Genomic DNA, 14,046 nt, shown 5'->3' with positions numbered 1-14,046 from the left:
ATGTGGAGTGGTTTAGCGAAGTCCGTTATGACTATAGAAATAGATATGAAAGAGTCTGGGATAGTATGAAACTAATTGCATGGCTAGGTTTGCTAGCGGGGGTCGTTTTAACGTTCGCCAGGGTGCTCGGTAAGTTTGGAGCAATACTGATAGAGACAGAGAAAGTAATAACACGTATATATCGATTCGAAAAAGGTCGCTTAATCTAGTCCGTAATGGGCAGAGTAGGCGGCTTTTTAATTTAAAGATAGAAACTATAGATTTTCAACATGGAACGTTGGTTAGCTCCGGGCGCTTTCCGCTTTTCTTTTTATAAGGGTATTCCCCACATCAAATAGGCACATCCCTACTAGGAAAGAATCAGGATGATACTTAAAATTAATAGTATGTGAATGAATAAGTCTTTGATTCCCGTCATAGATCGTTAGTTATTCTAAAAAGGAGTGAGCTATTCCAATGAAGAAAAAATTTGGACTTAATTATTTCAAGCCAGTTGAACGTTTTTCAGGAAATTGGTCAATTTTAGAAGAAAAAAGTCGAGATTGGGAAAATATGTACCGCCAACGTTGGTCTCATGACAAAGTGGTTCGGACAACGCATGGCGTGAACTGTACAGGGTCATGCAGTTGGAAAGTATTTGTGAAAAACGGCATTATTACTTGGGAAAACCAGCAAATTGATTATCCTTCATGTGGCCCTGATATGCCTGAATTTGAACCGCGTGGATGTCCTCGTGGAGCTTCATTTTCCTGGTATGAATATAGCCCGCTTCGCGTGAAGTATCCATACATACGAGGGAAGTTATGGCGTATGTGGACTAAAGCAGTTTCTGAACTGAAAGACCCTGTAAAAGCATGGGCTAGCATCGTAGAAGATCCTGATAAGGCAGATGAATATAAAAAAGCGCGTGGCAAAGGCGGCCATGTCCGGGTTAACTGGAGAGATGCAACCTTAATGATTTCGGCACAGCTTATTTATACAATCCAAAAGTACGGTCCCGATCGGATAGCTGGATTTACACCGATTCCGGCAATGTCAATGGTCAGCTATGCGTCAGGTGCACGATTCCTCTCTCTTCTTGGCGGCGAAATGCTTAGCTTCTATGACTGGTATGCGGATTTACCGCCATCTTCTCCACAAATTTGGGGTGAGCAGACAGACGTCCCTGAATCGAGTGATTGGTTTAACGCTGGTTACATCATTATGTGGGGATCGAATGTACCGCTAACAAGAACGCCAGATGCTCACTTCATGACAGAAGTGCGCTACAAAGGGACGAAAGTAGTTTCTGTGGCCCCGGATTACGCAGAAAGTGTTACGCATGCGGATGACTGGATTGCGGCAAATCCCGGAACGGACGCTGCAGTTGCTCAAGCAATGACGCACGTCATTCTCGATGAATTTTATGAACAGCGTAAAGAGCCGATGTTCTTGAATTACGCGAAACAATATACAGATATGCCTTTCCTAATAACACTCGATACACATGAAGATTCTTATAAAGCGGGTCGATTTTTACGGGCAAGTGATATAGGGCAAGCATCCCAGCACGCTGAGTGGAAACCGGTTATTTTTGATGAAACGACAAATGAAATTATTGTTCCGAACGGTACGATGGGACAACGTTGGGAAGAGGACAAGAAGTGGAATCTAATTCTTGATAATGTAGACGGAACACGCGTTGAACCGGCCTTGTCAGTGGCCGATCATGGCGCGGAATGGAAAGAAATTGTTTTCCCATTCTTCGACAACGTGTCAAACGGAACATTCAAACGTCCGATTCCGGTGAAAAAAGTAACACTTGCAGACGGAACCGAAAGTCTTGTAACAACTGTTCACGATTTGATGCTTAGCCAGTATGGTGTTAACCGGATTGGTAGTGAACTCGAAGCATCTGGTTATGACGACGCAGAATCATTCTACACGCCAGCATGGCAGGAGAAAATCACAAGTGTTAAACCTGAACTGGTTACCCAAATCGCGCGGGAATTTGCACATAATGCGCTTGAAACAGGCGGCCGTTCGATGATTATTATGGGAGCGGGTATTAACCACTGGTTTAACAGTGACACCATTTATAGATCGATCCTTAACCTCGTTATGTTAACTGGTTGTCAAGGCGTTAATGGTGGTGGCTGGGCCCATTACGTTGGTCAAGAAAAATGCCGTCCGATTGAAGGGTGGAGCACAATCGCATTTGCACGTGACTGGCAAGCGCCGGCGCGACTTCAAAACGCGACATCTTATTTCTATTTTGCAACTGATCAATGGAAGTACGAGGAAATGGGCGCGGATCTTCTTATGTCACCGACAGGCGGAAAAGCCCGCTATCAGCATCCAGCAGACTATAACGTCTTGGCTGCACGACTTGGTTGGTTGCCATCTTACCCTCAGTTCAATAAGAATAGCCTGACGTTTGCAGAAGAGGCAGCCAAAGAAGGAAAAACAACAACACAAGAAATCGTTAATTATACACTGGAACAAATCAAGTCAGGCGAAACAAAATTTGCAATTGAAGATCCGGATGCACCGGAAAACTTCCCGCGCTCTCTATTTGTTTGGCGCTCCAACTTAGTGTCGAGTTCTGCAAAAGGTCAGGAATACTTTATGAAACATTTATTCGGCGCTTCCCACGCTCTGCTTGCAACACCAAATGAAGATGTTAAGCCTGAAGAAATTGTTTGGCGCGACGATGTGGAAGGAAAACTCGATCTTCTTGTGGCACTGGATTTCAGAATGACAACAACTCCGCTGTACGCAGATGTCGTTCTTCCAGCAGCAACTTGGTATGAGAAACACGATCTTTCTTCAACAGATATGCATCCATTTGTTCACCCGTTCAACCCAGCAGTTGACCCGCTTTGGGAATCTCGTTCAGATTGGGATATTTACCGCGCACTTGCGGAAACATTCTCGGAAATGGCAAAAGTTCATCTTCCAGGCGTTTATAAAGACCTTGTAACTTCGCCACTTGCGCATGATTCTATCCAGGAAATTGCCCAGCCTTATGGCGAAGTGAAGGACTGGAAAAAAGGCGAAGTTGAAGCGATACCGGGTAAAACAATGCCAGCTATGACAATTGTCGAACGTGATTACACACAAATTTATGATAAATACGTCACGCTTGGACCATTATTATCGACTGGTAAAGTGGGAGCGCACGGCGTCAGTTTTTCTGTAGCCGATGAATATGAAATGATGAAGGGCATCAACGGCACCTATTTCGATGAATCTATCAAAAACGGATTGCCTAAACTGCACACAGCAAAACATGCGGCAGAAGCAATGCTGACACTATCTTCTGCAACGAATGGTCGCGTTTCTCAAAAGGCTTTCGTAGCAGCAGAAGCAGATACCGGCGTTGAACTGAAAGATATTTCAGCCGATCGCGCGGCAGAGCGCTTCACGTTTGCAAGCATTACTGCCCAGCCGCGTGAAGTCATACCGACACCAGTATTCTCCGGTTCAAATAAACTCGGGCGCCGTTACTCGCCTTTTACGACGAATATCGAACGACTGGTTCCGTTCAGGACATTAACCGGAAGACAGCACTTCTACATTGACCATGAATTATTCCTGGATTTCGGAGAAGGTCTACCCGTTTACAAACCGACGCTTCCACCAATGGTATTCGGACCGCGAGACAAAAAAATCATAGGCGGTCAAGATTCACTTGTACTTAGGTATTTGACGCCGCATGGTAAATGGAATATCCACACGACGTACCAGGACAACCAGCATATGCTGACGTTATTCCGTGGGGGACCGACTGTCTGGATTTCCAGTGAAAATGCCGAAGAGCATGGTATTGACGACAACCAATGGCTTGAAGTTTACAACCGAAACGGTGTTGTTACTGCACGTGCCGTAGTCAGTCACAGAATACCTAAAGGAACCATGTTCATGTATCACGCGCAAGACAAGCATATTCAAGTACCAGGCTCTGAAATTTCAGAGGAACGAGGCGGAAGCCATAACGCGCCGACACGAATTCACATGAAACCGACGCAAATGGTTGGCGGCTATGCGCAACTCAGTTACGGATTCAACTACTACGGACCAATCGGAAATCAGCGAGATGAGTACGTTGCAGTCCGTAAGATGAAGGAGGTAAACTGGCTTGAAAATTAAAGCACAAGTTGCAATGGTAATGAATCTGGATAAATGTATTGGCTGCCATACATGTAGTGTTACGTGTAAAACGACGTGGACAAACCGTGAAGGTGCAGAGTATATGTGGTTTAATAACGTCGAAACAAAACCGGGGATAGGCTATCCAAAACGCTGGGAAGACCAGGAGCTTTATAAAGGCGGATGGCAAATTAATAAAAAAGGTAAACTCGAATTGAAATCCGGTTCGAAGCTATCAAAAATTGCTCTAGGGAAGATTTTCTATAACCCGGATATGCCTGAAATGAAGGACTATTACGAACCATGGACATATGACTATGAAAAACTGACTTCGGCACCAGACAGTAAACATACGCCCGTTGCTCGTGCAAAGTCTGTTGTGACAGGAGAATACATTGATCTAGAATGGGGTCCAAACTGGGAAGACCAACTTGCTGGGGCTCACATTACGGGACCAATGGATCCTAATATTGAAAAGATAGAAGAAGAAATTAAATTTAACTTTGAACAAGCATTTATGATGTATTTGCCAAGACTCTGTGAGCACTGTCTCAATCCGAGTTGTGTGGCATCCTGTCCATCAGGCGCCATCTACAAACGTGATGAAGATGGAATCGTCCTCGTAGACCAAGAAGCGTGTCGAGGCTGGCGTTATTGCATGACTGGTTGTCCATACAAGAAAGTCTACTTTAACTGGAAAACAAATAAAGCCGAGAAATGCACATTCTGTTTCCCGAGGATTGAGTCGGGACTACCAACGGTTTGTTCTGAAACGTGTACAGGCAGAATCCGTTATCTTGGTGTTCTTTTATATGACGCCGATCGCGTTTTAGAAGCGGCCTCTACGCCGAACGAAAAAGACTTGTACAAAGCACAGATTGATCTATTCCTTGATCCAAATGACCCGGAAGTTATTGCCCAGGCTAGAAAAGATGGTATTTCCGAAGAATGGATTGAAGGCGCACAAAATTCACCGGTTTATAAACTGGCAATTGAATACAAACTTGCCTTCCCGCTTCACCCTGAATATCGCACGCTGCCGATGGTGTGGTATGTTCCGCCATTGAGCCCAATCATGAACTATTTTGAAGGTAAAGACTCGATTAAGAATCCTGATATGATTTTCCCGGCAATTGAGGAAATGCGTATTCCGATTCAGTATCTCGCAAATATGCTTACAGCAGGAGATACCGAAACAGTGAAAGGCGCACTGCAAAGAATGGCAATGATGCGTTCATACATGCGTGCCGTGTCATCCGGTAAAGAATTCGATGAATCACGTCTAGAACGCGTCGGTCTGACTGCTCATCAAACGAAGTCAATGTACAGACTTCTGGCGATTGCAAAATACGAAGATCGCTTTGTTATCCCGACAGCACATAAAGAAGGTCATATGAATGCATACCGTTCACAAGGATCTGAAGGCTATGTGGAAATGGGCGACTACAGTATGGGTACTTCAGAAAGTCCATACAACTACGCAGGTATAAAACAAGAAGATAGTAGCTGTGATGGTTGTGGTACACAACCACAAGCGAAGTCAGGTAAAGAAATTTACGAAGAGAACTTTTACGGGGGGATTTGGCGTGATTGATCTGCAGAAGCTGTATAACGAAAAACACACATTTGGCTTCTTCGCACAGCAACTTACGTACCCGGAAAAGATAAACTTTCATCCGTCAGTCATGGAAGAGTCAGTTGACTCTTCCCATCCGGCGTATGTGCATATTAAAACTTACTGGGAGTTAATGCATGACTACAGCTTTGATGATATCCAGGAAATGTATACATATACGTTTGATTTCCAAACGGATTCAACGCTGTTCATGACTTACGTAAAGTATCAGGATGCGAAAGATCGCGGTCAAATGCTTGCTAAATTAAAAGTGCTTTATGAAATGTTTGGTTTGAATATGCCAGACGGTGAACTGTCCGACTTCTTGCCGCTTATGTGTGAATTTATCTACGCATGCGAATGGATAGGTGACCCGAGGGCAGAACAAAGTTTTGGTATGTTACTCGCTGTTTTGGAAGACGGAACATATCATCTGTTAAAAGCGCTGGAGAAATATAATAGTCCTTATTTTCATCTAATTAAGGGGATGAGGGAAACCTTTAAGTCATGTGCTCGTCAGGAGGCGCCTACAAATGGCTAATCAATTTCTATGGGTCATTTTCCCTTATCTGTGTATGGCAACATTTGTTGTAGGGCATATTTTCAGATACCGGAACGACCAGTTTGGGTGGACTGCAAAATCAAGTGAATTTATAGAAAAGAAACAACTGATGATAGGTAGTTTACTGTTCCATATTGGCATCATGCCCGTAATAGCGGGCCATGTCGTGGGGCTTGCTGTCCCGAAGGAATGGACGCAAGCACTTGGTGTTAGTGATCATATGTATCATATGGGCGCTGTTTGGGGTGGAGGATTTTTTGGTGTCGTCACATTTGCGGGGATGTTTATTTTGACATATCGCCGTTTTGCATTAAAAAGCGTACGTAAGTTGTCATCTGCATCAGACTTAATCGTCAACTCCCTATTGCTGTTCATCGTATTCATCGGTATGTACAGTGTAATTGCAACTAGTATTACACAGCCAGAATTTGATTACCGAAGTTCAATTTCAATATGGTTCCGTTCCTTGCTAATTTTTCGACCGGAAGGTGCCTATATGATAGGTGTACCACTGGCATTTCAGCTTCATGTTTTATCTGGGTTCCTCATTTTTGCAATGTGGCCGTTTACCAGATTGGTTCACGTCTGGAGTGTACCGTTGAATTATGTAGGAAGAAGCTATATCCTGTATAGAAGGCACCGTGAAAACTAATGAACGAAAAAAGGCAGCTTTGCCTTTTTTCTATATAGGGAGAAATAGCAATGGATGAACAATTAAGATTTGATTATCAGCAAGAAATAGAACGGTTACAATCGATTTTTGGTTTCGACTTTGTCGCTCTGGCACTTGTTGAGTCTGCGGAAATGCGTTTCGTCCAGAAATGGAAATACGTAACAGGCAATCGTAGCAACCGATATAAACGTATCACTTTGCAAACTGGAAAAGGCGTTGCAGGGCATGTTTTTAAATCAGGAAAACCATTTTTTGTTCACGATAGAGACCTGGAACTTGATTCAATGGATCTGTTTAACTATCCAATTATTATTGCAGAAGACTTAAAAAGTTTTGGAGCGATACCTCTTTATAAATATAATCGCGTCCATGGTGTGTTACTAGTAGCTTATCGAGAGGGAAAAAGGATGACTGCAGAAGAATTTTCAGGCTTTATAAATCATGTCGGCCTAAGATTCGGTCCGTATTATAATAAGGAGATGGTAAAACAGTGATGCAAATCGGGAGTTTTCAGTTGACAGACTTGTTAATGAAAATGTACGACAATTCAGCTGAGGCCATCTTCTTTTTTGACTCAGCTGGAAAAGTAATTGCTATGAATAGTGCAGCGGAACTTATTATAGGTGCGGAAGTACTGAATGGAATGATTGCGGGAGATGTAAAAGCAATTTGCATGTCTTGTAAAGGGTATACAAGTGAATCGGAACTTCAGACATGCCTATCCTGCTATTTGGTAAGTCCACAAAAAGATTTCAGCTCATTTCAAGTTTACCTGGACACGCAAGGCAAAGGAATAACTCCGTACACGGCAAGTTATCAGACCATCGATGAAGAAAATGGAATTCGTGTCTTCATGTTGAGAGATTTGACGAAGCAGTACAAGACACAAGAAACACTTAACCAGAAAACCATGATGAAAAATGTCATTAAAGCACAAGAAGATGAACGCAAGAGGTTGTCGAGGGAATTACATGATAGCGTAGCACAGGAAATGTTAAGTTCCCTTGTTGACTTGCGTGTGTTGAAGTACATGAATGTCGATTCTGAAGTACTCAAAAAGATTCAACAAGCGGAAGGCTCATTGATGCGTTTACTGGATGATATTCGTCACTTGTCTGTTGAGTTACGACCAGCTACTTTAGATGACCTTGGCCTCGAAGCTGCTTTTAGGACACATTTTAAATGGATTGAGAAAAATTATGGATTAATCGTTCATTTTACTGCTGAACTTGAAGCTAAAAGATATGAAGGTGAAATTGAGACAGTTGTCTATCGGATTTGCCAGGAGTCCATTCTCAATGCGCTTAAGTATGCAGAAACGGATGAAGTTTACGTTCGGTTGTTTGAACGTTCAGGAAACCTTGAATTGAGTGTGTATGACAAGGGTGCAGGATTTGATAAAAATAAAATCAATCCAATTGGTACGGGTCTTGGCCTTTATGGAATGAGAGAACGAGCAGAACTGGTGAATGGCCAGTTCGTTATTCAATCGAGTATTGGTAAAGGTACTTCTGTACGATTGGAAATCCCACTTAGAGCGTCTGAGGAAGGGGAGGATAACAAATGAAAATAATTATTGCGGATGACCACGCCGTCGTTCGTAGTGGATTTATGCATATCCTGAATTTCCAAAGTGATATGGAAGTCGTTGCCACTGCCGCAGATGGTCTAGAAGCATATGCTTTAGTCGCAAAGTACCGACCAGATGTATTGCTGTTGGATTTAAGCATGCCTCCCGGAGAGAGCGGTCTAATTGCTACCGGTAAAATTAATGAAGATTTTCCAGAAACAAAAATTCTTATTTTGACAATGCATGATGATGAAGAATATTTATTTCATGTGTTAAAAAATGGAGCATCGGGCTATGTTCTAAAAAATGCGCCCGATGGTGAATTACTTGCCGCAATACGTACAGTTCACGCCGGTGATACGTATATTCATCCTGCTATGACCACTTCACTTGTCCGTGAGTTTGTTAAAAAGGGAACGGAAGTGGTAGAAGATGATCCTTTCAAGATCTTAACAAAACGCGAAATTGAAGTTCTTCCGCTTGCGGCAAAAGGGTTTGGAAACAAAGAAATTGCAGAGAAACTATATATTTCTGTTAAGACTGTCGAAGCGCACAAAGCTAGGATTATGGAAAAACTGCAGTTGAAAAGCAGGCCTGAACTCGTTGAATATGCGTTACGTAAAAAACTATTAAACTTTTAGCAGAAAGGTGTGTTTCAAATGGCTGAGGCACAAAAGTTCAAGTTCGACTTACCAGCTTTACGTGTGCTTGAAAATGAACATCGCTATTTAGAGTATTTAATGAGTGGCTGGCATACAATTGTTCTGGCTTTTGAACGGGATATCTATACTGTCAAAGAAGGCCATGAAGCACTGAAGTCACTTCGGAAACTCATCGTTGATTTCATTGAACCGTTAAAGAATCATACAGACAAAGAAGAAGAATTTTTGTTCCCAATGCTTGCCCAATACGTCGGTTCAGAACAGGGACCAGTCAATGCAACGGAGGAAGAACATGGTGAAATTGATGCCTACATCGGTCATTTTCTTCATCACACACGCGGTGATGTAAACCACTTTACGATGGAGGAAATGAAGAAGGTAGTTCAAGACGCCGCAGAAGCATTTGAGGTTATCACTGTTCATTTTGTGAAAGAAGAATCTGTACTATTTTTAATGGTTAATAATATCCTCACTATCAAAGAGCAGGATAAACTCTATGAACAATTATATACTTCGATTCTTTAAGTATATATAACGTAGATAGCGCGTCTATTGATTAACCATTTTCTTGCATAATGAACAGGTAAGAAAGGCTTGAAAAACACCATTTTCACTGGATCATTTCCGGTCCGATTTAGGAGAACTATTCATGACATCTTTACCGAGGGACAAATGTGGCTAGAAATGACTTCGTCATCCCTACACATCAAGATATCTCGATAATCGTTTGGAGGTCGTTCAATCCAAAGCAATCCAAAAGTGACTGTACACGAAGTGCCTAGTGTTGGCTTAAGTTATTTACTGGTTGTTTTTGGATGATCAACATATGTATGTAGATTGCTAGATGTAGGGAAAACCCTTATAGGTTATCGGGGACTACCTACTATTTTACACTGAACTAATTCAATTATAATTAAAGCAGGGAATCAATGTCGGTTTCATTCAAAATACAATGATGGGATTGATTTGAATGAATAAAAAATTACAACTTCCATTACAGACGGCGAACTTAGTAGTCGGTTTTATGGTATGGGTACTCATATCCTCACTATTGCCATTCATCCGGGAAGATATTGCTATTCCTGCCGAAAAACTTGCGATTGTAACTGCTGTTCCGGTCGTTTTGGGATCTATCCTTAGAATTCCACTTGGCTATTATGCAAATATATTTGGCGCAAGAATTATCTTTTTTGTGAGTTTCATATTACTCCTGTTTCCGGTATTTTACATAAGTGCTGCTTCAACGTTCGCGGATTTGATCGTTGGCGGTACGTTCCTCGGAATCGGGGGGGCTGTATTCTCAGTGGGTGTAACATCGCTACCTAAGTATTACCCGAAAGAGAAGCATGGTCTCGTCAATGGTATTTACGGTATGGGGAATATGGGTACTGCAATTTCAACGTTTGCTGCACCGGTAATTGCCACACAAGTCGGTTGGTCAATGACCGTCAAATTCTATCTCGTACTGTTGCTTATCTTCGCGGCCTTGAATTTCATATTTGGTGACAAGCAAGAAGTGAAAGTGAAAACACCGATACTTGAGCAAATTAAAGGCGTTTATAAAAATGAAAAACTGTGGTTCTTCTCATTATTTTATTTCATTACATTCGGTTCGTTTGTTGCATTTACAATATTTTTACCGAACTTTTTGGTCACGTACTTCGAACTGGAAAAAGTGGATGCAGGCATGCGGACTGCAGGTTTCATTGCAGTGGCAACATTCCTGCGCCCGGTCGGAGGATGGCTTGCTGACAAATTCCAACCGTTGTTCTTATTGATGGGTGTCTTTGCGGGACTTACATTTGCGGCTATTATTCTCGCGTTTTCACCTACTATTGCATTATATACAGCGGGAAGTATGTTAATTGCTGTTGCAGCAGGAATAGGTAATGGTGTAATCTTCAAACTCGTTCCGTTTTACTTCAACAAACAAGCTGGAATTGCTAATGGGATTGTATCGATGATGGGGGGGCTTGGTGGATTCTTCCCACCTTTACTACTATCGATTATTCATTCGATGACAGGTTCCTATTCAATCGGTTTCATGGCATTCTCTCAAGTTGCACTTGCGAGCTTGGTCCTTGTCATTTGGCTTTATTATATGGATCGACTTAGCATGTCTGCAGAAGTCTTCAATTCAACGGGTCAAGGGATTCTTGTAACAGATGCTTCGGGAACAATTCAGTCTGTGAATCCTGCTTTTACAAGGCTGACAGGATATACCGAAGAAGAAGTGATTGGAAGTAATCCGAATATGTACAGTTCAGGTAGACACTCGAAAGAATTCTACACGTCTATGTGGAGTCAAATTGGTCAAGATGGATTATGGCAAGGTGAAATATGGAATAAACGCAAAAATGGCGAAGAATACCTTGAACTGCTGTCAATCAGTGCGGTGAAGGATGGTTCCGGAGATGTAACTCGTTACGTCGGAACATTCAGTGATATAACGCCGCGAGGCTAAGAGGGCATCCGGTCGTAAAGACCGGTAGCCCTTGCTTCAATTTATAGGAGGAGTGGACATTGGAAAATCGCTATACAAGGCAAACGCTGTTCAAACCAATTGGGGAATTAGGGCAGGACAAGTTAAGTTCTTCCCACGTTGTTGTCATTGGGTGCGGGGCTTTAGGTTCAGCTGTTTCAGAGACACTTGTCCGTGGTGGAGTGCGAAAATTGACGATTGCAGATCGAGATTATGTAGAACCTTCTAACTTGCAAAGACAACAGCTGTTTACCGAGAAAGATGCACGGGACGGCATACCGAAAGTGGTTGCTGCTGAAGCTCGTTTGAAAATGATTCGGGAAGACATTGAAATCGTAACCGTGCTTGATCATGTAGATGGATCCATTATGGAACAAATTATTGATGACGCTGATTTAATCATGGATGCGACGGATAACTTTGAAACGCGTCTGTTGATAAATGATATTGCATGGAAAAAAGGTATTCCCTGGATTTATGGTGCGTGTGTAGGCAGTTCAGGTACAGTTTTTCCATTCATTCCAGGCGAGTCAGCTTGTTTCCGCTGTTTGCTACCGGTTTTACCGTCGGTTAATGAAACGTGTGATACGTCAGGAATTATTGCGCCTGCTGTTCAAATTACGGCGGCACATCAAAGTGCAGAAGCGCTGAAATGGTTAACGGGGAATAAAGATGCAATGCGCAAGAAGCTATTCCATTTTGATGTATGGAACAATACGCATATAGAAGCAGGGATTTCCCGTATGCGAAACGAAGTATGTGAGACATGCGGAAATAAACCGACCTTCCCGGCGTTGCATCGAGCAGAAGATGCAGGATACGCAGTGTTATGCGGTAGGGATACAGTGCAAATCATTCCGAATGCAAACCGCACATTGACGATTGAGGATGGGGAAACAGTCGCTAAAAGGCTGGGGTCACCCTATAAAGTGACACCATTTTTTGTGGAATTTAATGCAGATAGTTATCGCTGTATTCTATTTGGCAATGGTCGTTTGTTAATTCATGGATTAAAGGATATAAAGATAGGACGTAAATTGTACCATCAATTTTTTGGATGAAAGGGAGGAATCAGATTGTCACATTTGAATGAATCGGACAAAGAGAAGAAACTCACTTTTTGCGTACTGACGACGAGTGACACGCGTAATGTCTCGAATGATCGCAGTGGCTGGACAATTCGGCAAAAGCTTGAATCGGCGGGTCATCATGTATTTGAAACATGGCTTTGTCAGGATGACGCGATGGAAATTGAATCGATTGTCGAAGAATGGCTGCGGAATCCTAACGTTCATGGCATTATTTCTACAGGCGGGACTGGCATTGGTTTTCGTGATGTTACTATTGAAACTGTGTCGACCTATTTCACAAAAACGATTGATGGGTTCGGCGAGTTATTCCGTTACCTTAGCTATACAGAAGATGTAGGTTCAAAGGCGCTATTAAGCAGGGCTGCGGCAGGCGTGGTAAAAGAGAAGGTGTTTTTCGCGCTTCCCGGATCCGTTAAAGCAGTGGAACTTGCAATGGACAAGCTAATTTTGCCTGAAATTCACCATATTGTGCATGAACTTACCAAACATCTAGAGGACTAACTTAATTCCGTAATTACTTATTTTAAATAAAAACCTAACGCTAACGAAATTTCTATATCGATTATTAGTTTGCATGGATGAGTTCCGTTGATTGTAACGGAAGGCGTCCGCCTGGAGTGTAAATCAACCTTGTAAGGATTTCAATACAAAATCCACTATTATAAAATTGGTTCTACTGACCAAAAGACTCACCTGAAGTGAGTCGTGGAAGAGAGTTAGAATTGTCTTTCGTAATCGCCGTTTTTTCCACCTGTTTTACGTAATAGCATTGTTGGTCCAATAACCATTTCTTTGCCGGCCGCTTTGCACATGTCGTAAATAGTGAGTGCAGCAGCGGAGGCAGCAGTAAGTGCTTCCATCTCAACACCGGTCACACCTTTTGTCTTCACTTCCGCTTCAATCAATACTTCATAATGAGCAGATGATTTATCTATGTTCCATTCGAAATGGATGTTAACACCTGTCAGTGGGATCGGATGACACATAGGAATTATGGATGATGTACTTTTTGCTGCCATGATTGCCGCGACCTGAGCGACCGCGAATACATCGCCTTTCTTATTGGTACCTTCTGTGATTTGTGAATGAATTGTTTCATTAACAATGATGGACGATTTTGCGATAGCTGTTCGAGTGGTTTCTGCTTTGTCGGAAACATCGACCATTTTTGCACGGCCTTGTTCGTTGAAATGTGTGAGCTCTGACAATGGAGTCATTCCTTTCATACATATCTAATACATTCAGTATAGCAGAAGGAGG

At 42.5% G+C, this 14,046-nt stretch carries 13 protein-coding genes; 12 read left to right on the top strand and 1 reads right to left on the bottom strand.

All coding sequences use genetic code 11. The annotated features are described in order from the left end of the window. The first annotated feature begins 2 nt into the window (after positions 1 to 2). The 12 genes from MKX62_RS05805 (at position 3) to MKX62_RS05750 (ending at position 13,287) form a co-directional block, all read left to right on the top strand. Positions 3 to 209: a hypothetical protein gene (locus MKX62_RS05805; protein ID WP_187046087.1), complete on the top strand. Its 207-nt coding sequence runs from the start codon at positions 3 to 5 to the stop codon at positions 207 to 209. Positions 210 to 456: 247 nt separating this feature from the next. Then, on the top strand, positions 457 to 4,131 hold the full coding sequence (locus MKX62_RS05800) for a nitrate reductase subunit alpha (protein ID WP_340741026.1): 3,675 nt from the start codon (positions 457 to 459) through the stop codon (positions 4,129 to 4,131). After that, complete coding sequence (gene narH, locus MKX62_RS05795) at positions 4,121 to 5,725, top strand: nitrate reductase subunit beta (RefSeq protein ID WP_340741025.1); 1,605 nt, start codon at positions 4,121 to 4,123, stop codon at positions 5,723 to 5,725. The genes MKX62_RS05800 and narH overlap by 11 nt, the downstream gene beginning before the upstream one ends. Further along, positions 5,718 to 6,287: a nitrate reductase molybdenum cofactor assembly chaperone gene (gene narJ, locus MKX62_RS05790; RefSeq protein ID WP_338654830.1), complete on the top strand. Its 570-nt coding sequence runs from the start codon at positions 5,718 to 5,720 to the stop codon at positions 6,285 to 6,287. The genes narH and narJ overlap by 8 nt, the downstream gene beginning before the upstream one ends. Then, positions 6,280 to 6,960 (top strand): respiratory nitrate reductase subunit gamma, encoded by a 681-nt coding sequence (narI, locus tag MKX62_RS05785; RefSeq protein ID WP_067213468.1) that lies wholly within the window; start codon positions 6,280 to 6,282, stop codon positions 6,958 to 6,960. The genes narJ and narI overlap by 8 nt, the downstream gene beginning before the upstream one ends. Positions 6,961 to 7,010: 50 nt before the next feature. Next, positions 7,011 to 7,475: a GAF domain-containing protein gene (locus MKX62_RS05780; protein WP_340741024.1), complete on the top strand. Its 465-nt coding sequence runs from the start codon at positions 7,011 to 7,013 to the stop codon at positions 7,473 to 7,475. After that, positions 7,475 to 8,548 carry an ATP-binding protein gene (locus MKX62_RS05775; protein ID WP_340742549.1) on the top strand — a complete coding sequence of 358 codons (1,074 nt, stop codon included), beginning with the start codon at positions 7,475 to 7,477 and terminating at the stop codon, positions 8,546 to 8,548. The genes MKX62_RS05780 and MKX62_RS05775 overlap by 1 nt, the downstream gene beginning before the upstream one ends. Further along, positions 8,545 to 9,192, top strand: a complete 648-nt coding sequence (locus tag MKX62_RS05770) for a response regulator (protein WP_067213456.1) — start codon at positions 8,545 to 8,547, stop codon at positions 9,190 to 9,192. Before MKX62_RS05775 ends, MKX62_RS05770 begins: the two co-directional genes overlap by 4 nt. A gap of 18 nt (positions 9,193 to 9,210) precedes the next feature. After that, a complete protein-coding gene (locus tag MKX62_RS05765; protein ID WP_340741023.1) occupies positions 9,211 to 9,738 on the top strand; it encodes a hemerythrin domain-containing protein in 528 nt (175 codons plus the stop codon). 445 nt (positions 9,739 to 10,183) lie between these two features. Continuing rightward, on the top strand, positions 10,184 to 11,677 hold the full coding sequence (locus tag MKX62_RS05760; protein ID WP_067213451.1) for a nitrate/nitrite transporter: 1,494 nt from the start codon (positions 10,184 to 10,186) through the stop codon (positions 11,675 to 11,677). A 59-nt stretch (positions 11,678 to 11,736) separates the two neighbouring features. Continuing rightward, positions 11,737 to 12,756 (top strand): ThiF family adenylyltransferase, encoded by a 1,020-nt coding sequence (locus MKX62_RS05755; protein WP_340741022.1) that lies wholly within the window; start codon positions 11,737 to 11,739, stop codon positions 12,754 to 12,756. A gap of 15 nt (positions 12,757 to 12,771) precedes the next feature. Continuing rightward, positions 12,772 to 13,287, top strand: coding sequence for a MogA/MoaB family molybdenum cofactor biosynthesis protein (locus MKX62_RS05750; protein WP_231885732.1), 516 nt, complete (start codon positions 12,772 to 12,774; stop codon positions 13,285 to 13,287). 215 nt (positions 13,288 to 13,502) lie between these two features. Here MKX62_RS05750 and moaC read toward each other — a convergent pair whose 3' ends face one another. Then, positions 13,503 to 13,994: a cyclic pyranopterin monophosphate synthase MoaC gene (gene moaC / locus MKX62_RS05745; RefSeq protein WP_067213447.1), complete on the bottom strand. Its 492-nt coding sequence runs from the start codon at positions 13,992 to 13,994 to the stop codon at positions 13,503 to 13,505. Positions 13,995 to 14,046: the final 52 nt, after the last annotated feature.

The sequence above is a fragment of the Sporosarcina sp. FSL K6-5500 genome (assembly GCF_038005665.1).
GTDB lineage: Bacteria > Bacillota > Bacilli > Bacillales_A > Planococcaceae > Sporosarcina > Sporosarcina psychrophila.
This window is presented reverse-complemented; position numbering and strand designations above follow the sequence as displayed.